This window comes from Arthrobacter sp. TMP15 (assembly GCF_039529835.1).
Taxonomy (GTDB): Bacteria; Actinomycetota; Actinomycetes; order Actinomycetales; family Micrococcaceae; genus Specibacter.
Genome location: NZ_CP154262.1, coordinates 3,134,330 through 3,153,896, shown reverse-complemented (window position 1 = coordinate 3,153,896; position 19,567 = coordinate 3,134,330). Strand labels below are relative to the sequence as shown.

The window sequence follows — 19,567 nt, the reverse complement described above, 5'->3', positions numbered from 1 at the left end:
TAGGCGAATGAGTGTAAAGGCCACACCAGCAATCCTTGCCAAGCTGCGACTTGCCAGCTTGGGAATTATTCCCTCAACGTCCACTTGTCCCAGCCCGGGGCCGGTGGACGTTGTGCGTTCCCTGACAGCGCTGCAGGGCCAGGACTTACCCGGGGCACTGTGGTCAATAGGGTTGCGCTCACCCGGGAGTACCCGGACGGATATTGAGGCGGCGTTCAACGGCGGAGAGCTGGTGAGGTCCTGGCCCCTGCGCGGTACCCTGCATGTGTGCGCCGCCGAAGACCTTGGCTGGATACTCTCCCTGACAGGGGAGCGGATGCTCGCTGCCATGGCGGGTCGGCATAGACAGTTGGAAATTACGACGGCGGATCTTCAGTCGGTGCGCCAGCTGGCCTTGGGACTGTTGGATAACTCTGGCGGACGAGCCAGCCGCCTGGAACTGTTTGCCGCCTTCGAGCAGGCAGGCCAAGGCACATCTGCGCAGCGTGGCATTCATCTCCTGTGGAGGTTGTGCATCCAAGGGACCCTGGTGCAAGGTCCGGTCAGCACTGCTGTGGGCAAGGGAACTACCCAGTTCTTTGTTAGCTCGCAAATGTGGATCAAAAAACCAAGGAATCTGGAAAGGGATCAGGCTCTGGCTGAATTGGCACTGCGCTATTTTCGCGGCCACGGCCCCGCCACTATCAAGGATTTCCAGTGGTGGAGCAAACTAACCCGCAAAGATATCAACACGGCACTGGCCCAAATCGCCAACCAGCTCACTACCTTAGAATGCAACGGCACCACTTATTGGCTGGCACCGGAAACGGCTGAACTGGCCGGGGGCCGGCTGCCCGGGAACAGCTCCGTACTGCTGCTGCCGGGCTTTGATGAATACCTGCTGGGATACACAGACCGCAGCGCAGCGCTTGCTCCGCACCACGCTCCGCTGACCGTGCCAGGGAACAACGGCATGTTCAAGGCCACCATCGTAGCTGGGGGACAGGTTGTTGGCACCTGGCGCAAAGCGCAAGGTGCCAAGAGGAAAGAAAGGCAAGTGGCCGGCGTCGTACTTCCAGAACTGTTTATACAGATCAGCCCGGCGCAGCAGAAGACCCTGGCCAAATCAGCGGCAAACTATAGCGCTTTCTTGTTCGGCAGTGGCGCCTAGACCAGAGTGAAAACTGGCTAGCTACCAGCTATAGAGTGCCGATGGCGATCTTGAGCATGCGGCGCAACGGTTCTGCGGCACCCCAGAGCAGCTGGTCGCCCACGGTGAACGCGCTGATGTACTCAGGGCCCATCTCCAACTTGCGGATACGGCCCACGGGCACATCCAACGTGCCGGAAGCAGCCACCGGGGTCAGATCCGCCATGGAGGCTTCCTTGGTATTGGGTACCACCTTGGCCCACTGATTATCATTAGCGAGCAGCGACTCAATCTCCGCTACGGGGAGATCCTCCCGAAGCTTTAAGGTCAGTGCCTGTGAGTGGGAACGCATGGCGCCAATGCGCACACACAGCCCGTCCATAATGACCTTGTTGCTCGCCGAAGTGCCAAGAATCTTATTGGTTTCAACACCGGCCTTCCATTCCTCCCGTGACTGGCCATTGCCCAAATCGGCGTCGATCCAGGGGATGAGGGAGCCGGCTAAGGGAACGCCGAACTGGCTGGAATCTATTCCCTCGCGCTGGTGTGCAAGGACTTTGCGGTCAATGTCCAAGATGGCCGAGGCCGGGCTGTTCAACTCGCTGGAGACCTCGGAATTGAGCGTACCGAACTGGTTTAAAAGCTCACGCATATGGCGTGCCCCGCCACCTGAAGCAGCCTGGTAGGTCATGGCTGTGCCCCATTCGACCAGGTTGTTTTTGAATAGTCCGCCCAAGCCCATGAGCATGCAAGAGACAGTGCAGTTCCCGCCCACGAAATCCTTGGTGCCGTTAGCCAGGCCGGCATCGATGGCTTCGCGGTTGATGGGGTCCAGAACAATGATGGACTGCTCGTTCATGCGCAGTGTTGACGCGGCGTCCATCCACAATCCATCCCAGCCGCGGTTGCGTAGTTCACTATGCACGCGCTGGGTGTAGTCACCGCCCTGAGCGGTGACAATAATGGGAAGTTTGGCCAAAGTGTCAATGTCAAAGCCGTCTTCGAGTTTGCCGGCATCGCCGGCTCCGGCAATGGTGGGGGCGTCACCGCCAGCATTGGAAGTTGAGAAGAAGACGGGGTTGATATCGCTGAAGTCGCCCTCGTCCTGCATGCGCTGCAGCAGAACGGAGCCGACCATGCCACGCCAGCCAACCAGGCCGACGGAAGGAACACTGTTATTGGTCATAGTGCCAGTTTAGTCGGGAGGGGCAAATTGGCTGAAGTCAGTTCACTGGATGAACAAGTACGACGCCGTGAGGTAACTTGTGCGGGCGTGCGACTGTTCTTGGGTGACTGCTCTGGGGCGCCTGTTCTGTGGGGCGCCTGTTCTGTGGGGCGTCGCGAGCTAGTCGATGGGGCGTGGAATGCCGCGGAGTCTGCGTAGCTTGGCTGCCTTGATCTCTTTGAGAAGGTCCCGAAGCCCATCGACGAAAAATAGGCCAAAAAGCAGCACCAGCACTGTCATAACGAGCACGCCGATCCACTCGGAGCCGACAGGCATGCGGGCGCCACTGGAGACTAAAAGAACAACGGATGTTCCTAATAATCCAGCAGTGATAATGGCCCACATCCCTGTCCAGGCAATATGCCCCACCACTGAGGTGATGGGCATCCGCGAGTTTCGCTCGGCACCATATTCCTCTAATTTATAGCTGAAGAGGTTGCCGTCCTTGCCGGAGGCGAGGATTCGCGATTCACCCCTGGCAATGGCAGCTGCGTGCGCCGTGGTGACGGCGTCATCGCGGAGGATCTGTCCGAGAGTGTCTTTGCGAAACCAGTACTTGATGGTGCCGAACACCATGTGAGCACTCCTATCCGCCTGAGCTTATATTCGTCAGTTGAGCTAAAAGAAAATTTTAGCACCTGCCGCTCAGCCAGTTTCGGGACCATTGTGAAGCCGCAGAGCATTAGAGCAGAGTTGTCAGCACACCCCCATCCACCCGTACCGCGGCGCCGTTGGTTGCCGATGCGTTGGGGCTGGCCAAAAAAGTGACCATGTCCGCGATCTCACCTGGCTCGATGAAGCGCTCCAGTAAGGAGGTTTGATTTGTTGCGATAATCGCTTTTTTCATGTCCATGACCGGCATGGCTGATTGTTGTGCAAGCTCCTGGACGGTTTGTGCAACGCCATCGGAGTATGTGGGGCCGCCCAGTACCGTGTTCACTGTCACTGCCGTGCCGCGAGTGAGTTTTGCCAAACCATTTCCAACCGCCAGCATGGCGGCCTTGGAGGCGCCGTAGTGGATCATTTCAGCCGGCACATTGACGGCGGACTCACTATTGACGAAAATGATCCGGCCCCACCCGCGCGCCAGCATGACAGGCAGGACGTGCTGGGCAAGTCGCACCCCGCTGAGCACGTTCACATCAAAATACAGCTGCCAGTCGGCGGAAGAAATTGTTTCAAACGACTTCAACTCAAAGATTCCAACGTTGTTGATAAGAATGTCAACGTCGGCGAGTTCGGCACACAGCCTGTCCACTTGTTCGGGATCAGTGAAGTCAGCTGCAATACCGCCCACAGTCACCGCAGGTACTTCCTGCCGCAGCGCATCAACCGCCGCGGATAGCTTTGCGCCATCACGGCCGTTCAGTGTGACGTCAACACCCTCTGCGGCCAAAGCCTGGGCGATGGCATAACCAATTCCTTGGCTCGAGCCGCTGATGAATGCCTTTTTCCCCTTGAGCTGCAGATCCATAATTTTCTCATTTCCGGCGCACGCTAAAACGGCTGCCTCTTTCCGTGCAGGTAATTCCAACACGGGTTCAAAGCGAGAATTCCATACATGGATCAGCCCACGATCAGCGGGTTGCGGCTGCGAACTAGACTGGGTCGGTGAACAAGCTTGGAATCTGTGTCCTTGGCCCGATCCGTGCGGAGATTCAGAACCATTCCCTGCATCTTTCCAAAGCCCGACATCGCGAGATCATCGGAATTTTGGTGGCCGCGCGCGGCAGGACGGTGTCCACGGCCCGTTTAATCGAGGAGCTGTGGGAGGACGCCCCGGCAGGAGCAGTGGGCGCCGTTCGCACCTTCATTGGGGAACTGCGGCGCATCTTAGAACCCGAACGCCCACCCCGGATGCCGCCATCGATCATTGTGACAATAGGTGAGGGCTATGCGCTGACAAGCAGCCTAATCACCGTTGATCTCTGGTGTGCTGAGAAGGCAATTGCGGACGCTCCTGGATTAAACACCGAGGCGCGTGAATTGTTGTTGAGTACCGCAATGCAGCGTTGGCACGGTGAAGCTTTCCAAGAGTTCAGTGCACGCCCGTGGGCTAGGCATGAACGAGCCCGGATTGCCCATCTTCGCGCGGCAGGTCTCGAGGCGCTGGCACAGGCACGGCTTGAGCTGGGGCGTCCCAAAGAGGTCCTGAACCTGCTCGACGCTCACGTTGTGGAGCATCCTTGGCGAGAGGAAGGCTGGCGGCTGCTGGCACTGGCTCTCTACCGCGTGGACCGTCAAGGTGATGCTATCGCCGTTCTGACCCACGCCCGTTCAACCCTGTTGGAGGGGCTTGGGCTGGAACCAGGAGATCGTTTGACCGAGCTTGAGCGGAGCATCAGGTGTCATGATCCCGCATTGGATATAGAGGACGATTCGATCCTTGTGCGCACAGCTGTTGCCAGTGCGCGGACAGGTTCGCGGTCCCAACTCGAGTCGCTGACAGTCCTCCTCCCACTGTTGGCTGCCTCCGGCTCGGTAGAGTTCGCCGGGGAACAGCGTTTGTCCGCAATCTTGGCTGCTGAGCAACTGGGTGACCCGGAACTAAGCGCACGTGTCATTGGTGGATTCGATGTTCCCGGTAGCTGGAGCCGATCAGATGATCCAGCCTTATCCGCTTCGATCGCCTTGGCAGCTTTGGGCGCCCTCTCGGCACTACCGCCTGGGGCATCAGAGCGTGTACGGGCAAGGCTTCTTGCCACCGTGGCTATGGAGTCACGCGGAACAGCGGGGCGGCTCAAGGAAGCGGCTCAAGCTGAGGAAATCGCGCGACGCCTGGGCGATCCTGCACTTCTTTGCTTCGCGCTCAGCGCCCGCTATCTACAGACCTTCAAAACAACCGGGTATGCACGGGTTCGCGAAGTGCTGGGATCGGAGATCATTGCACTAGCTGTGGCGGCTGAGCTGCCAACCTTCGAGATCGAGGGGCGCTTGATCAGGATGCAGGCACTTTGCGCTCTTGGGACCATTGACGCCGCAGCAAAAGAAGCGGACTGTATTGACGCACTGGCAACGCGTTTTGACCGCCCCCTTGCCTCCGTTTTCACCTCATGGTTTCGATGGACCTTCGTGGCTGGTCCGCCCCCGTCTGAAGGACAAGAAATGCCAGGGTTTAGGGTTGGGCTACCCGAGCTGGAAGCCTTGACTCGAGCTATCCGGACAGCAAACGAATTGCCCGATGGAGAATTTGGACCCTACGAACCATGGGTTCGGCCCCTCCTGCTTGCTCGAAAAGGGCCCCATGAGGAGGCTCTGGCTGCCCTGGATGGTTTTCCGGAACCGCCGCAGGATTTACTGCTCGAAGTTTCATGGTTCCTGATCGCGCTGGCCGCCATTGAGGCCGGTCACCCGAAGGCTGGGCAACGCGCCCTTACTGCCCTTCTGCCAGCCACAGAAGAGTACGCAAGCGGTAGTGGGGCCGTTGATCTTGGCCCCATAGCACCGCTGCTGAGAAAACTTGCTGAGTTCCTGCGCATAACAATATAGTTGTTTACGGTAAGTAAATACATTAGGGTTACTTGCGGTAAGCAAAGGAAGTGCACATGATTGACTACGATGACGCCGGCCAGATCCTTTCGGAGATGGTCCAAATCAGCCGCACCTTTAGAATCTCCGGTCAGCGCAGCCGGGATAAGTCGCTGACTGGAACCAAATTTGGGTTCCTGCAGTATTTGCATCATCGTGACGCACGATTGGGGGAGTTGGCCCACCAGCTGTTGGTCTCCGCTCCCGTTGCATCGCGTGCCATTGATTCCCTTGAAGCGGACGGCATGGTTCAACGGCGTGCAGACCCTCAAGATGCCCGAGCATTTTTGATCTCAATCACAGAGCACGGACGAGCCAATCTCATCGAAAGCGAGAGCCAGGCCGTGCGCAGGTTCGCGGAGTCCTTGGCTGATTGGTCTCCGAGCGACGCTGCCCACGCGATCAGTATCCTGGAGCGCTTGAACGTGCACCTGATTGAAGTTACTCAGACCCCTGACACTGTCCAGCTAGCGGCAAAGCCGTCCTTGAAAGAGCACTGATAACGGAAGTGGGACTTTAACGTATGAGCACCTACCGGTCCACAACCAGACCGGCAACTGAACCACGGGAGTATTCGCACCGCGAAATTTTGCAGGTCATGACGGGGCTGCTGGCGGCGCTCTTCACTGCGTTAATTTCCACGACGATCGTTTCCACGGCCTTGCCCACCATTATGGCCGATCTGCATGGCACTCAGCGCCAGTACACCTGGGTCATAACAGCCAGTCTTCTGGCGATGACGATTGTTACCCCGATCTGGGGGAAATTATCCGATCTTTTCGATAAGAAACTCTTGGCGCAGATAGCTATTCTCATGTTTGTGGCAGGTTCGGTAGCTGCTGGATTCTCCACCTCCATCGCCATGATGATGACGGCACGAGCCGTTCAGGGAGTGGCCATGGGCGGTCTGATGGCCTTGGTCCAATCAATTATGGGCTCGATTATCGCGCCGCGGGAACGTGGCCGATACGCCGGTTACATGGGAGCCGTCATGGCGGTGGCAACCGTTTCCGGGCCGCTTCTGGGCGGTGTGATCACTGACGCGTTGGACTGGCGGTGGTGCTTCTTCGTGAGTGTGCCACTTGCAGTTATTGCATTAATTTTGCTTCAGATGAAACTACATTTACCGGCAGTGCCGCGCGGCAAAGTCAAGATTGACTACCTTGGTAGCGTGCTGGTCTCCATCACGGCAGCATTGCCCATGCTGTGGGTGACTTTCGCCGGAAGCGACTATGACTGGATCTCCTGGCAGTCGGGGTTGTTCCTGCTCGCCTTCCTGATCGCTGCTGCTTTGACGGTCTTCGTTGAGCTGCGGGCACCTGAACCGATGATTCCAATCCGCGTGCTGCGCAACAAGACCGCAGCATGGATGATCGTGGCCAGTGTCGGGGCGGGTGTGGGCATGTTTGGTTCGGGTGTGTTCCTGACTCAGTACTTCCAGCTGGGAGCCGGTGTGAGTCCCACACAGGCCGGGCTGATGACAATACCGATGATCGTTGCCCAAATGCTGTCAGCAACCATCGGCGGGCAAATCGTTAGCCGAATTGGTCAGTGGAAGCCGGTGATGATGATTGGCAGTGTGATCATGCTGATTGGTCTGATCGGTCTGGGAACCATTGATCGCGATACCTCGTACCTCTTTGTGGCCATCTTTATGGCTCTTATGGGTTTGGGGATTGGTGCCTTGGTGCAGAACGTTGTTCTCGCCGTTCAAAACACAGTTGACGTTAGTGAAGTTGGTGCGGCATCGGCTGCCATCGCCTTCTTCCGTTCTCTTGGCGGGGCTATTGGTGTAGCAGTTTTGGGTGGTGTTCTGACGAGTCGTGTTGGCACGAATATTGCCAAGGGACTAGGCTTCATGGGCATAAAGCCTGATGCGCTTTCAGGAGGGTCGGGTGAGACCCAGCTGGATATCAGTGGTCTGCCAGAATCGATACAGCAGGTGTTCCACAACGCATATGCTGACGCGTTCGGTCCCATATTTATGATCGCAGCGATGATTGCGGCGGTCTCCGTCCTAGCGATTGTGGCAGTGCGGGGGACTCCTCTTCGGAGCACAATAGGGATGAAGCCCGCCACTAATCCTGAAGACGGTTCAGCCTCTGATGCTGATTCGGGTCTTGTATCAGGTGATTGCGCTGTGGATCGGGACACGCCAACGGGGCCCACGCCAAGCTAAGAAAGTACAGCTACGCTCATAAACTGAACAAGATGGAGCGCAACACCATGAAGGCATTCGTTATTCGGCAGCCCGGTGCACAGATTGTCGAGCTGTCAGAGGTACCCGTACCCGCAATCGAGGAAGACGAGTTGCTCGTGCGGGTGCACGCCGTTGGCGTGGGTATTCACGATTCTTACTTTTTGCCCCGTGATGCCAAATACCCGTATCCAATCGGTATTGAAGCTGCCGGAGTGATCGAGCAGATCGGCAGTAAAGTCTCCGGCCGTGAACTCGGAGAGCGTATTGCCTTTGTCAGCTCAATGCAGCCAAAAGGTGGAACATGGGCTGAGTTCGTGGCCGTCAAAGCAGGGGCGCTCATAGTACAGATTCCTACTGGAATGGAGTTCATAGAGGCTGCGGCCGTGCCGGTTGCAGGGAACACAGTGCTCAGGGCATTTCGGGCGTTGATAACAATGCCACCCGGCGGGTCGTTGTTCGTAGCCGGCGGCTCAGGTGCCATCGGCACGTTGGCTATTCAGATCGCGCGCCAGCGAGGATGGCGGGTTGCGGCATCTGCCTCGGCAGCAAATCAGGATCACATTCTTTCTCTGGGTGCACAAATAGCGTTGGATTACCGTGACCCGAGGTGGCAGGAACGCGTCCTGGCGTGGACGCCCGGCGGAGTTGACGCGGCGGTCGCTGTGCAGCCCGGTACCTCCAGCGATAGTTTGCCTGTGGTCAAAGATTATGGAGCGTTGGTCACGATTTCGGGCGATGAGTTGCTCCCGGAACGGGATGTGCAGTGTCAGCTGGTTCCTCACCAGATGGATGTTCAGGATGAACTGGTGCAACTCATGGTTGACATCTCCTCCGGTGAAATCCATGTAGAACTGGAGCAGGTCTACGAATTTGGGGAGGCCCTGGCTGCGCTGGAGAAGGTAGCGACCCGGCATGCTCGGGGAAAGGTTGTGCTGCACCTTGGGTAATCGCACGGCCAACGCCACGTTTGCGGAACCTGAGCGCAGTCTCTGAACGTTGCACCTGCGCCAAGTGCGCTGTGAGTTCGTTGTCATTACCACCAGCAGGTGGTCCTCCGGTTGACAGAGATATCCCACCATATCTTCAAGTGCGGGCAGGATCGCCTCCTCTGTTCCACCATGATTACGTTCCCGAAGCTCATGCACGCCCGGCGCAGCAACCCCGTCTAGTGCCAGCCCAAGTTAGGGTGAGAGCAAATGAAAAGTCAGAAGAGTCAATTGCGTAGCCGGGGGTTCCTCACGGAGGAGGACCTTGCCCGTTTCCGCACGCTGACCACGGACGGGCTGATTCGGCAACTTGAAGCCGAGGATGCTGTTGAGAGATCCTGCGCTATCCGTCTACTGGCGTTGATGCCCCGCGTCGACGATTCATTGAACACTATGTTCTTAAACCGACTCACACGCGAAACCAAGCTATATACGAAGCTCGAGCTCTGTACGGCGCTTCAAAGCGGAGGCTTGGAGTGCGCACAGCTGCTTGCTGCCTGCCTTGGCAAAATTGGATCAAATCAGCACAAGCATCCGTCTCCGGAGAGATTTAGAAAAACCAGCTATCCGCTTCCACGAGACATTGTGGCTCGGGTACTCGCCCGAATGGATCCCCACGTTCTGCCGATGCTTGTTTCGGTGATTTCCGATGGCGCCCGGGAAGAAGTTGTTGAAGTTATCGATGCGATTGGGTTCATGTGCTTTTACTCTGAGGTGGATCCTAGAGACAAAGTTCTCACGCTTAATCGCCTGATCGAGACATTCCAGGGGAACCCCAACGATGATTTGCTGCAATGGAAGATCGTCCGTGCTCTTGAGAGTTTCAACCACCCTGATTCTCTAGCGACACTTACGGATGTTCAGAATAACGGCGAAATACAGGCAATACGTCAAGAAGCCCAACGGTCATTAGCGGTGGCGGTGAGGCAACCATCGATGTGAGTAGTCACCCCGGCCGGACGGGGACTGTAAATGGGCAACTTTTTCATTACCGCTAACAGCAGTTCTTGCCACGGTTGCTTTTGGTGCCAATAAGCTCGGTGTCGAACCAGTCTTAATCCAAGCCCGCGAAAGTATCGTCACTAGCGCTCAAACACCGTTTGATCTATTGGGTTGGCCGGAGACTTTGCGCGAAGCCAAAGAGCCTATTTGAGGGCAGGGACATCCAGTAGCCCCGCTTCAGAGTTTGGCAACTCCGAGTTTTTTGCGGCTCAACGGCCTGCTACCAGTTCTCCAGCCATTAAGCGCGGTGTCATAGCAGCGCGGGCGGGTATAAGCGCATGCCTGATCATTTGTACGGGGGTTTTGGTGGTGCCCGTGCAATGGGTGCCGCACATGGCTAAGAACTTCAGTAAGTGATGTTCTTAGCCTGCGACGGGTTTTCGCGTTCCCACTTCTCACGGATGCGTGCTGTTCGGAAACCAACCCAACTGAGCGCAAGCATGGCGGCCGCGAAAGCGAAGATCAGCAAGACTCCCGAGAGGTAGCCGTCATTGAGCAAAAACCAAACACCAAAGGCCGCGACAATGACTGCAAACACGATGGGGATGGAGCTGCGAATCCGTATATTACGTGGCTTCAGCGGGGTCTGGGCCCCGTGGACATACATGCCGCGCGTGTAGGAAAACGGTCCGTACTGGCTCCGCATCTTCTGACGGTCACGGATCAGATTCGCGGGGTGCGGCTCATAGGGCTCTGACGGAGTCTCTGGGGGGGTGTGTGTCATTAACTGTCCTGTTTAGCCAACAATTTTTCGGCAAGTAAGGTTCGGATCTCTGCATCACTGAAGGTCCCGGGAATCTGGAGTGTCTGCTCGGATCCAGTTCCCGCAGCTGCTTCCCAACCAGACTGGTTTCTCCGAAGTGCCACATTGCTCAGGTTGCTTGCTTCATCCGTTGATGTGAAGACAATTGCTGCATTCTCATTGTCATGAGCAAAAAGCTTTGCCATTTCCAGCCAGCTTTCAGGTAGGTCCGCATCTGCTTTCTGTGCCGAAGCGAACCAACCACCCAAACCACGGCCCTGCATCATGAGATTGACTTCGTTGTTCAGGAAATAAACTACGCCTGCGCCTTGGCTATCTGAGGTGAAAGCCACTGAGACCCAGCGGGTCGAATTTCCGATGGCGTAGACAGCTGCAGCAGCCAGAGCCTTTGGCAACATTGTCTCGCCGTCTTCGGAGACCAGCAAGTCGCGGGCAAGGAGTGAAGATGCGCCAGCGAGTAGCATGTCTTTGTTATCAGCCGGGTACTGCGCCTGAAGCGTGGCGGCAGCAACTGCAGCAGATTGATTTTGAAAACGGGACAACATGTATTGGATCTCGGCGATGCCAAATCCGCCCATGGATTCTTCTACGCTCATGCTAGGTCTCCTTCAAGTCTGTTAGGGGGCTATTCACAGTTGTGATCACCAATTCCATGGCAACAATTTCTCTGGACTCTTTACAACGTCGCTGACAGCAGCAACAGTATTTTCGGCAACGTCGCCCGCGAAGTCGTTCACGGCTTCAACTGCCTTGGGACCGTTCTCACCCAGCCACTGGGCGCCGGCTTCGATCTTGTCCCAATTGTCGTAGATAGCGATGGCTCCGGTAGCCAGAATTGCAATCGGTTGTTGTGGACCGGGTATCAAGGCGGCTGCGCCGATCCCCGCTCTGACAAGATCTGCGGCACCGGAATCAGTGGCGACTTTCACGTTTCCAAGAATGTCACCGTCCTTGTACCCTTCACCGAAAGCGTTTCCATGAATGATTTTGTTCAGTCCCGAGGCGCCGTCTATTGCCACGCCAGCCCAGCCCAAAGTCTTACCGGCACCATCGACTAGTCCCGCAATTTTGGCAGCGTGAGGTCCCCTGGCGAGCGATTGCGCGTATTCCCCGCCCTCCAGTAGTTGAGCTCCGTTGTGCAGGAACTTCGTAGTTGGGCCCATGTTGAACCAGCGAGAGTCCATGAAAGTGCCAATGGCCCCTGGGGTTCCCCACGCGGCTTTTAGGTCCTTGGCGTGGAGTAGCAGATCGCCGGTGAAGGTGATATCTCGGAGAGTTCTCAACGTGTCAGGAAAGAATTTATAGACGCCCCAGGGCTCTTTGACGTATTTATCAAACCAGGTTTTGTTCTCGGAATCCGAACCCGGATTGCTTTCCGTTCCCTTGCCGTCAGTGCCACCGCCACCGGTCAGGCTTGAGGTGGAGCTTGCCTGCTCCTGCTCGACGGCGTGCCTGTTAAGTTCAGTAGCGGTTTCATCCAGCATTGCAGCCGTACGGGAAATAACTCCGCGGTGCTGGCCGCGCCACTGTGAGGCAAAGCGTTGTGCATCAGGCCCCTGCCAATAGCGCGGGAGCTGGTTCACTGCGCCGTCGAGCAGCTTTTGTGCTTGCACCAGCTTTTGTGAGTTGCCAGAGAAGTCCCTGGCTAGCGCGCGCAGTTCTTCAACATCAGCGCCCAGCATTTGTGACATGGTGGCTCCGGATTACTAGAGGACAGAAACAGAAATATGAGTCAAGAAAGAGCTTAGCCGTGGCCAAGCCGTGTTGCGATGGGGTGGACTGCCCATGGCAACGAATTGCTACTCCTGTGAGAACTCTGTTTCTCCCCGTGCCCAGAGAGTGATCCTGTACTCAGTCCCGTTTTTTGAGGTGTGCCAACCCTCAAGAGGAGAGCCGCCGCGAAAAGAGAATTCATGACCAAGAGTAGGAGCTTGAGTATCCCCTGGTACGTCCGTATTAATTACAGTGATGACTGCGACGTTGCAATGCTCCTTGACCTGTTCGTAAACCTGACCACCGCCAATGACCCACACTTCATTGCCGCCGGGGGAGAGCTGGGCCTGCACAAGTGCCTCTTCCAACGAGTCAAGAACCACCGCCCCACTTGCCTCAGCTGTTGTTGCCCACCCAGCCTGGCGCGTCACCACAATGTTGGTGCGCTCCGGAAGTGGACGGAATTTCGCGGGGAAAGAATTCCATGTACGTCGTCCCATGACCACTGGGTGGCCGCGGGTAACCCGCCTGAAGTGGGCCATATCCTCCGGCAATGCCCAGGGCATGCCGCCGTCTGCGCCAATTACCCCGTTCTTAGTCTGCGCCCAAATCATGCCAATGATCGGCTGGGTGAAACGGTAGCGCGTGGGTGTGGAGGGTGTCTCACTCATACGGCGATCGGGGCCTTAATCGTGGGGTGGTGTTGGTAATTGACTAGCTCGAAATCAGCAAAAGTATAATCGAAAATCGATTCAGGTGTGCGGGTGAAGCGCAGCTGTGGGTACGGGTAAGGGGTGCGGGAAAGCTGCTCGGCAACCTGCTCCCGGTGATCGTCGTAGATATGCACGTCCCCGCCTGTCCAAATAAACTCGCCCGGTTCCATGTCCAGTTGCTGGGCCACCATCATAGTCAGGAGCGCATAAGAGGCAATGTTGAATGGCACACCCAAGAAGGTGTCGGCAGAGCGCTGGTACAACTGGCAGCTGAGTTTTCCGCGGCCGTCTTCCGTGGGGGCAACATAGAACTGGAAGAAAGCGTGGCACGGCGGTAGCGCCATGTTCGCCAGCTCACCCACATTCCACGCCGAAACAATGTGCCGGCGTGAATTCGGATTGCTGGTCAGAGAATCCATGACTTGCGCAATCTGGTCAATATGTTCCCCGTCTGGGGTAGGCCATGAGCGCCACTGGACGCCGTAGACGGGGCCGAGTTCGCCGTCGTCGTTGGCCCATTCATTCCAGATCTTTACGCCGTTCTCCTGCAACCAACTCACATTTGAGTCCCCGCGCAAGAACCACAGCAATTCCATGGCTACCGACTTGAAATGCACCCGTTTAGTGGTGATTAGCGGGAAACTCTGGGATAAATCGAAGCGTAGCTGGCGGCCAAAGACGCTGCTGGTGCCGGTACCCGTGCGGTCAGCCTTCGCGGTGCCGTTGGCCTGTACGTCACGGAGCAAGTCCTCATAAGGGGTCAAAATAGTCACGGGGCAAGTCTACCTACTGGGAGCCTCGACGGTTCAGCTGTCCTTGGACCAGGGAAATCAGGGTCTTCGCATCCAGTCCTGCTTCTTCGCTGGTTTGTATGAGATGTTCGACGGCGGCCAGCACCGCCAGCCCATTGCTTACCTCAGGTGGGTGGTGGGGCTTTTGTGGTTGTGTTTGAGCAACTCCGGTTCCCGCCACCACGGTCCCTTGCCGGCGGTTCGTTGTGACTTGTCCTGCCGCTTCAAGTTCCTTGTAGGCCCGGGCCACGGTGCCTGCGGCCACACCCAAATCGCCGGCCAGGCTGCGGATGGTGGGCAGCCGGGTGCCGATTTGCAGCTCGCCAACAGCGATCAGGGAGGCGATTTGTCTCTGGACTTGTTCGTAGGGAGGGGTGGCCGTCTGAAGATCAATAACAATCCGCGCTTCCATGCAACGCTACTTGCTCACGCGGGCGGCCGTGCCCGGCAGATATTCTGCCGGGGTGAAGCTCCTGACGGGATAAAAGCACAGAACAGCGGCAAGCACCAGGAAAGCTACGCCCACAATCCCCAGGCCGGAATCCTGGGCTGTTTCGCTGAGACTCGGCGCGGTGCCAATATTTAAGGTGACTGCGCCAAGAACGGCCCATAACCCACCAGCAACCGTGCGAAGGATCCGGAACAGGGCCCGCCGCCGCAATGTCCGCTCAAGTACTGGGGCCACATCCGTCAGCGCGGGCCGCAGCCAGACAACGGTTGCAGCACAGGCGCCTGTAACAACAACGGCCAGCACAACTACTAGAGGGACAAGGAAGTGAGGTGCTGAGCCGCTCAATCCTGGCCAGTCATTCGCTCCGCCCCTAGTGATCCCGGCAACCGTGATCAGTGCCGGGATCAGTGCCACGGCGCTGATGCTGATGGCAAGTGTGAGAGTAACCGGAACGCCCGCCTTCAGAGAAGTCCGCACTGTATTTGGCGCGACTGTATTTGGCGCGACTGTACTTGGCACCACTTTTCTGGGCGGAGCATAATTACGGCGCAGCAGCAGTTCCAGCCCGAGGTGGGTCAGGAGGGTAAACACCAGCGCAAGTGCCAGCGGACCAAGCCAGCCAAACCACTGGGTGAGGCTCAGTCCCAGCAGAAGCCCAGCCACGGCAGAGGCAGGTGCCACGATCCCGGCTGTTCCAGTCAGTCTGGCTGCGCCGGCTCCGTTTCTCCATGCAGGGTCCTGCGAGGTTCCGTTGATAAACAAAGAGTTGTATCCGGCGTCGTCCATCTCAGTGTCAAGAAAAGGCGGCTTCCATAGGAGCATGGCGATCAGCACCATCGCATTGACGATGCCCAACCAGTTCGTCCATGAGGTAGTGCCTGAGTCCGGGGCTGGTTGGGCGAGATAATTTCCGGCTATGCCAGCCAAGCCCGAGGCCACCGTGGCACTCACCCGGAGCGCTCTGTTCATGCCAATGACACGAAGGGTGGTGTTTTGATCGGTTGTGAGGGCTTCTAAAGATCTGCGGGAGGCAATAAGCCGCATGACCAGCAATGTTCCGGCACTCAGGATCAGCAATGCGACGGTGAGCGCGGTTGCCAAGACGTATCCCGGAAGGCGTCCTTGATAGCTCACAATGGATTCGCCGGATGGGCTCACTACGACCCCCTGACTGGATATAAATCCGGGGACAAAAAAGAGGAATGCCAGCACTCCGGCAGAGAGTGCAAAGACGCCCAGCACCGTCCAGCCCAAACCACGTTGGACATAGTCCCGGGCCCGGCGAAATTCAAGAACAGCCACTCGTTTTGCCGATTTTGGTGCCGGCCAGGTGGCCTGGCCAATGGCGTTGACACCAACAATGGCCACCGCAGGGGCAATGATCGCGAACCAAGGTAGCAGCGTCCACTGCTCCCCCGGCACGGCAATCCGTGTGGGATCGTAGAGTCCGGCGTGGGCTGCGCCGGCCAAGCTGCTCAAGGCCCAGGCAAGAATGCCTGTCCACAAGGCATGTTTGCGGATGTATTCCAAAGATTTGCTTGCAGGCTCACTCCACACGAAGAGCCGCAGGATCAGGTAGGTGATGGCTGTGACGCCAACGCCCACTAGCCCCAGAAGGATTAACACTTCGGTCAGGTTTGGTGCAAACACTATTTCCCCATCGATGATCACGCTGTGTATCGAACACTTTGTACTGAGCGTACGGTACAAAGAGGTGAAGGGAAAGCCTTGGTCCCCGTTGAAGTTGGAGATGATGACACCCCGGAGGACGGAGTGGTGTCATCATCTCCAACTTCAACGGGGGCGGGTCAGTCCTCGTATGGTTTGTGTTGCTCCACTGCCACGATCCGCCCAGGCTCGGTGGCGGAAACATGAGCGATCAGTACCTCTCCAGGGGAAAGATATGGGTCAATCATGGGCAATGAGCTGGCCAAAACGGGGGACATGTGGGTGGCCAGGGCACCTATTACCGTTGGCAGAACGGGGCGGTGAGTGCAGACAGCCGTGGCACTTGTTTTGCTCAGCAATCGGTCTATAACTGCAGCGGTTTTTATTGGATGACGCTTGTGGTCAGATTCGGTCAACCACGGAACCACCTTGACTTTGGCCTTTGTTGCCTGGGCGTACGGGGAGATTGTGGCTATGCACCGCATCCAGCCGCTGGTATGAATCCGCTCAGGATGCCATGACATCAAGAGCCGCTGCAGATACAGCGCCTGACGTTTACCTGTTGCGGCCAGTGGCCTTTCACCTTCCGCCCGGGTCCATGCGGACCGCGGCTTTGCTTTAGCGTGCCTGATCACCAGCAATGGCCAGGTCGCTAGAGTCCCGCCCTCAAAGGCCGCAGCCAAAGCCTCAAGAGGCTCCAAATCGGAAGGGTTGGACAGTAGTCCGCGAGCCTTGTTGGGACTGCACCAAATAACGCTGTCAACCTCTTTCCCATCGGGGATGGGAGGCATGTCATCTGTGGCACAAGCCCAATAATGGACCTCCTTCAGACCGGCTTTTACAACGTACTGAATTGATGGCAGCGGAATGCCCAAGGTGATGGGCAGACCCACCTCTTCGTGCACTTCACGCACAGCACATTCGGCAAGCGTCTCGCCAGCGTCAAGCTTGCCCTTGGGCCACGACCAGTCATCGTAACGCTGACGGTGGATCAGCAGGAGCTCAAGCTTCCTTTTCTTAATCCGCCAGCAAAGGGCTCCGGCAGCGTAGATGGAGACGGCAGCGTCGTCGTCCACGGTTTCCTCGAGGTTTTCAGTGTTGCGCATTACCGGTGCAGTGTTGATCGCGAACGTGAACGGCTGGCGAGCAGCCATGACTGGATATCGAGCAAAGGTTTTCCTTCATTGTCGAGATGGAAACGCTTCCACTGACCTTCGTTATCCAGATGCCAGCTGGCAGTCCCCGGATCAAGATAGCGCTCAAGCAGTGAGTTGACCTCGGCGATGTCTTCCGCATTGGAAAGCTGAACCAGCGCCTCAACCCGGCGGTCGAGGTTTCTGTGCATCATATCCGCGGAACCAATGTAAACCACTGGCTCTAAATTGTTGGCAAAGGTGAACACACGCGAGTGTTCAAGGAAGCGACCAAGGAATGATCTAACGGTTATGTTTTCACTGAGCCCCGGAACGCCCGGACGCAATGAGCAAATACCTCGCACAATCACACCAACCTCCACACCGGCCTGAGAAGCACGGTATAGAGAGTCAATGATGGCTTCATCCACCATTGAGTTGACCTTGATGCAAACTCGGGCCGGAAGCCCTGCCTTCTTGTTCGCAATTTCTCTATCTATGCGCTCAATCAATCCTGAACGCACGGAGCGCGGAGCCACTAGCAGACGGTCAAAGGATGACTTGGGTGCGTATCCGGAGAGCTGATTGAAGAGCTTGGACAGATCCTCGCCCACTTGGTTATCGGCGGTCAACAGCCCCAGATCCTCGTAGTATCTTGCTGTGCGGGGGTGATAGTTGCCAGTGCCGATGTGGCAGTAGCGGCGCAACCCATCCTGTTCCTGGCGCACCACAAGAGATAACTTGCAGTGAGTTTTCAAACCAACAATGCCGTACACAACGTGCACCCCGGCTTGTTCAAGCTTCCGGGCCCAGGAAATATTGGCTTGCTCATCAAATCGGGCTTTGATCTCAACAAGAGCCAAAACCTGTTTACCCGCTTCGGCAGCGTCCACCAAGGCATCCACAATGGGTGAGTCCCCAGATGTTCTGTACAGGGTTTGTTTGATTGCCCTAACCTTGGGGTCGGTTGCCGCTTGTTCCAGGAATGCCTGCACTGACGTAGAGAAGGCATCGTAGGGGTGGTGGAGCAGAATGTCACGACGGCGCATGGCGGCAAAGACGTTAGCCGCCTTGGAGGTTTCCGAAGCATTCAGGTCCCGGGAAGTGTGGGCCACATGTTTGGGGTAGCGCAGATCGGGACGATCAATGGAGCCGATGATGGACAGGCCACGCAAATCCAAAGGAGCAGGCAGCGAATAAACTTCTGCCTCATCAACGTCAAGTTCGCGCACAAGAAGTGCAAGAACACTTGGGTTGATGTCGGTGGTGACCTCGAGACGGACGGGGGGACCAAATTTTCGACGCAGTAGTTCCTTCTCCAGAGCTTGCAGGAGATTCTCGGCGTCGTCCTCTTCAACCTCGAGGTCTTCATTGCGAGTGACTCGGAATGAGTGGTGCTCCACAATCTCCATGCCGGGAAAAAGCTGGTCAAGGTGCTCGGCGATGACCTCTTCCAGCGGGATGAAGCGCGCCACGCGCCCGGGGACAGTCCCGGCACGGGGGCCATCAACAGCAACCAAACGGGGCAAGAGATCCGGCACCTTCAACCTTGCGAAGAGTTCCTTCTCACTGACAGGGTTGCGAACCACAACAGCCAAATTAAGTGACAGCCCGGAAATGTAGGGGAAAGGGTGGGCGGGGTCCACTGCCAGCGGCGTGAGAATCGGGAAGATCTTATCGCCAAACATTTTAGACAACGCGGACTTGGCCTTGTCATCGAGCTCATCCCAATGCACCAAGTGGATGTGTTCATAGGCCAGTGCCGGGCGAATCTGGCTCGCAAAAACATGGGCGTGCCGTGCCTGAAGTTCGTGGGCGGCGTTACTGACCTGCTCCAGCACTTCTATGGGGCTCAGCCCGGCAGGTGAGGGTACCGCCAGCCCGGCAGCAATGCGGCGTTTAAGTCCCGCCACCCGCACCATGAAAAACTCATCCAGGTTGGACGCGAAAATGGACAGGAAGTTTACTCGTTCCAACAAGTGCAGGTCCGGATCTTCAGCAAGTTCCAAGACCCTGGCGTTGAATGCCAGCCAGCTCAGCTCACGGTCAAGGAACCTGTCGGCGCTGATATCGCCCTCGGGAATGAGTGTTGGCTCAAACTCGGGGATCTCAATCCGGTCCTGAGTAGCTCGTGAGGCCGGTACTTCACCTGAAACAAAACGTTCCCGGCTCTTTGTACTCACAGTGGCCCCGGGTCCCTTGTATTCGCGCTTCATTAAAAAATCCTCGTGGTTGGTATTGCCTTGAGTCAACCTTACAAGCCGC

At 56.9% G+C, this 19,567-nt stretch carries 18 protein-coding genes; 6 read left to right on the top strand and 12 right to left on the bottom strand.

Going from position 1 to position 19,567, the window contains the following annotated elements:
- Positions 1-7 precede the first annotated feature (7 nt).
- On the top strand, positions 8-1,150 hold the full coding sequence (locus AAFM46_RS14210; RefSeq protein WP_343318459.1) for a winged helix DNA-binding domain-containing protein: 1,143 nt from the start codon (positions 8-10) through the stop codon (positions 1,148-1,150).
- A 28-nt stretch (positions 1,151-1,178) separates the two neighbouring features.
- On the opposite strand, the gene asd is transcribed toward AAFM46_RS14210, so the two are convergent.
- The 3 genes from asd to AAFM46_RS14195 form a co-directional block, all read right to left on the bottom strand.
- On the bottom strand, positions 1,179-2,315 hold the full coding sequence (asd, locus tag AAFM46_RS14205; RefSeq protein ID WP_283529973.1) for an aspartate-semialdehyde dehydrogenase: 1,137 nt from the start codon (positions 2,313-2,315) through the stop codon (positions 1,179-1,181).
- 159 nt (positions 2,316-2,474) lie between these two features.
- Positions 2,475-2,930 carry a hypothetical protein gene (locus tag AAFM46_RS14200; protein ID WP_343318458.1) on the bottom strand — a complete coding sequence of 152 codons (456 nt, stop codon included), beginning with the start codon at positions 2,928-2,930 and terminating at the stop codon, positions 2,475-2,477.
- Positions 2,931-3,036: 106 nt separating this feature from the next.
- Positions 3,037-3,828: an SDR family oxidoreductase gene (locus AAFM46_RS14195; RefSeq protein WP_283529977.1), complete on the bottom strand. Its 792-nt coding sequence runs from the start codon at positions 3,826-3,828 to the stop codon at positions 3,037-3,039.
- A gap of 137 nt (positions 3,829-3,965) precedes the next feature.
- On the opposite strand from AAFM46_RS14195, the gene AAFM46_RS14190 reads away from it, so the two are divergent.
- The 5 genes from AAFM46_RS14190 to AAFM46_RS14170 all read left to right on the top strand — a co-directional run bounded on the left by AAFM46_RS14190 (position 3,966) and on the right by AAFM46_RS14170 (position 10,010).
- Positions 3,966-5,843, top strand: a complete 1,878-nt coding sequence (locus AAFM46_RS14190) for a BTAD domain-containing putative transcriptional regulator (protein WP_343318456.1) — start codon at positions 3,966-3,968, stop codon at positions 5,841-5,843.
- Positions 5,844-5,899: 56 nt separating this feature from the next.
- Positions 5,900-6,382 (top strand): MarR family transcriptional regulator, encoded by a 483-nt coding sequence (locus AAFM46_RS14185; RefSeq protein WP_283529981.1) that lies wholly within the window; start codon positions 5,900-5,902, stop codon positions 6,380-6,382.
- Positions 6,383-6,405: 23 nt separating this feature from the next.
- Positions 6,406-8,061: an MDR family MFS transporter gene (locus tag AAFM46_RS14180; RefSeq protein ID WP_343318454.1), complete on the top strand. Its 1,656-nt coding sequence runs from the start codon at positions 6,406-6,408 to the stop codon at positions 8,059-8,061.
- A 32-nt stretch (positions 8,062-8,093) separates the two neighbouring features.
- Positions 8,094-9,029 (top strand): NADP-dependent oxidoreductase, encoded by a 936-nt coding sequence (locus tag AAFM46_RS14175; protein WP_343318452.1) that lies wholly within the window; start codon positions 8,094-8,096, stop codon positions 9,027-9,029.
- A 249-nt stretch (positions 9,030-9,278) separates the two neighbouring features.
- Positions 9,279-10,010, top strand: coding sequence for a hypothetical protein (locus AAFM46_RS14170; protein ID WP_283529987.1), 732 nt, complete (start codon positions 9,279-9,281; stop codon positions 10,008-10,010).
- 406 nt (positions 10,011-10,416) lie between these two features.
- Here AAFM46_RS14170 and AAFM46_RS14165 read toward each other — a convergent pair whose 3' ends face one another.
- The 9 genes from AAFM46_RS14165 to AAFM46_RS14125 all read right to left on the bottom strand — a co-directional run bounded on the left by AAFM46_RS14165 (position 10,417) and on the right by AAFM46_RS14125 (position 19,518).
- A complete protein-coding gene (locus AAFM46_RS14165; protein ID WP_283529989.1) occupies positions 10,417-10,794 on the bottom strand; it encodes a hypothetical protein in 378 nt (125 codons plus the stop codon).
- Entirely contained in the window at positions 10,794-11,429 is a 636-nt protein-coding gene (locus AAFM46_RS14160; protein WP_283529991.1) for a hypothetical protein, read from the bottom strand. The genes AAFM46_RS14165 and AAFM46_RS14160 overlap by 1 nt, the downstream gene beginning before the upstream one ends.
- A gap of 45 nt (positions 11,430-11,474) precedes the next feature.
- Positions 11,475-12,524, bottom strand: a complete 1,050-nt coding sequence (locus AAFM46_RS14155; protein ID WP_343318451.1) for a WXG100 family type VII secretion target — start codon at positions 12,522-12,524, stop codon at positions 11,475-11,477.
- Between the two features lie 108 nt (positions 12,525-12,632).
- Positions 12,633-13,217, bottom strand: a complete 585-nt coding sequence (locus AAFM46_RS14150) for a dihydrofolate reductase (protein WP_343318449.1) — start codon at positions 13,215-13,217, stop codon at positions 12,633-12,635.
- Positions 13,214-14,032, bottom strand: coding sequence for a thymidylate synthase (locus AAFM46_RS14145; RefSeq protein ID WP_343318448.1), 819 nt, complete (start codon positions 14,030-14,032; stop codon positions 13,214-13,216). Before AAFM46_RS14145 ends, AAFM46_RS14150 begins: the two co-directional genes overlap by 4 nt.
- Positions 14,033-14,045: 13 nt before the next feature.
- Positions 14,046-14,462 (bottom strand): GntR family transcriptional regulator, encoded by a 417-nt coding sequence (locus tag AAFM46_RS14140; RefSeq protein ID WP_283529999.1) that lies wholly within the window; start codon positions 14,460-14,462, stop codon positions 14,046-14,048.
- Positions 14,463-14,468: 6 nt separating this feature from the next.
- Positions 14,469-16,151 (bottom strand): hypothetical protein, encoded by a 1,683-nt coding sequence (locus AAFM46_RS14135; RefSeq protein WP_343318447.1) that lies wholly within the window; start codon positions 16,149-16,151, stop codon positions 14,469-14,471.
- Positions 16,152-16,309: 158 nt separating this feature from the next.
- Positions 16,310-17,275 carry an NUDIX hydrolase gene (locus AAFM46_RS14130; RefSeq protein WP_343318446.1) on the bottom strand — a complete coding sequence of 322 codons (966 nt, stop codon included), beginning with the start codon at positions 17,273-17,275 and terminating at the stop codon, positions 16,310-16,312.
- On the bottom strand, positions 17,275-19,518 hold the full coding sequence (locus tag AAFM46_RS14125; RefSeq protein WP_283530005.1) for an RNA degradosome polyphosphate kinase: 2,244 nt from the start codon (positions 19,516-19,518) through the stop codon (positions 17,275-17,277). The genes AAFM46_RS14130 and AAFM46_RS14125 overlap by 1 nt, the downstream gene beginning before the upstream one ends.
- Positions 19,519-19,567 lie beyond the last annotated feature (49 nt).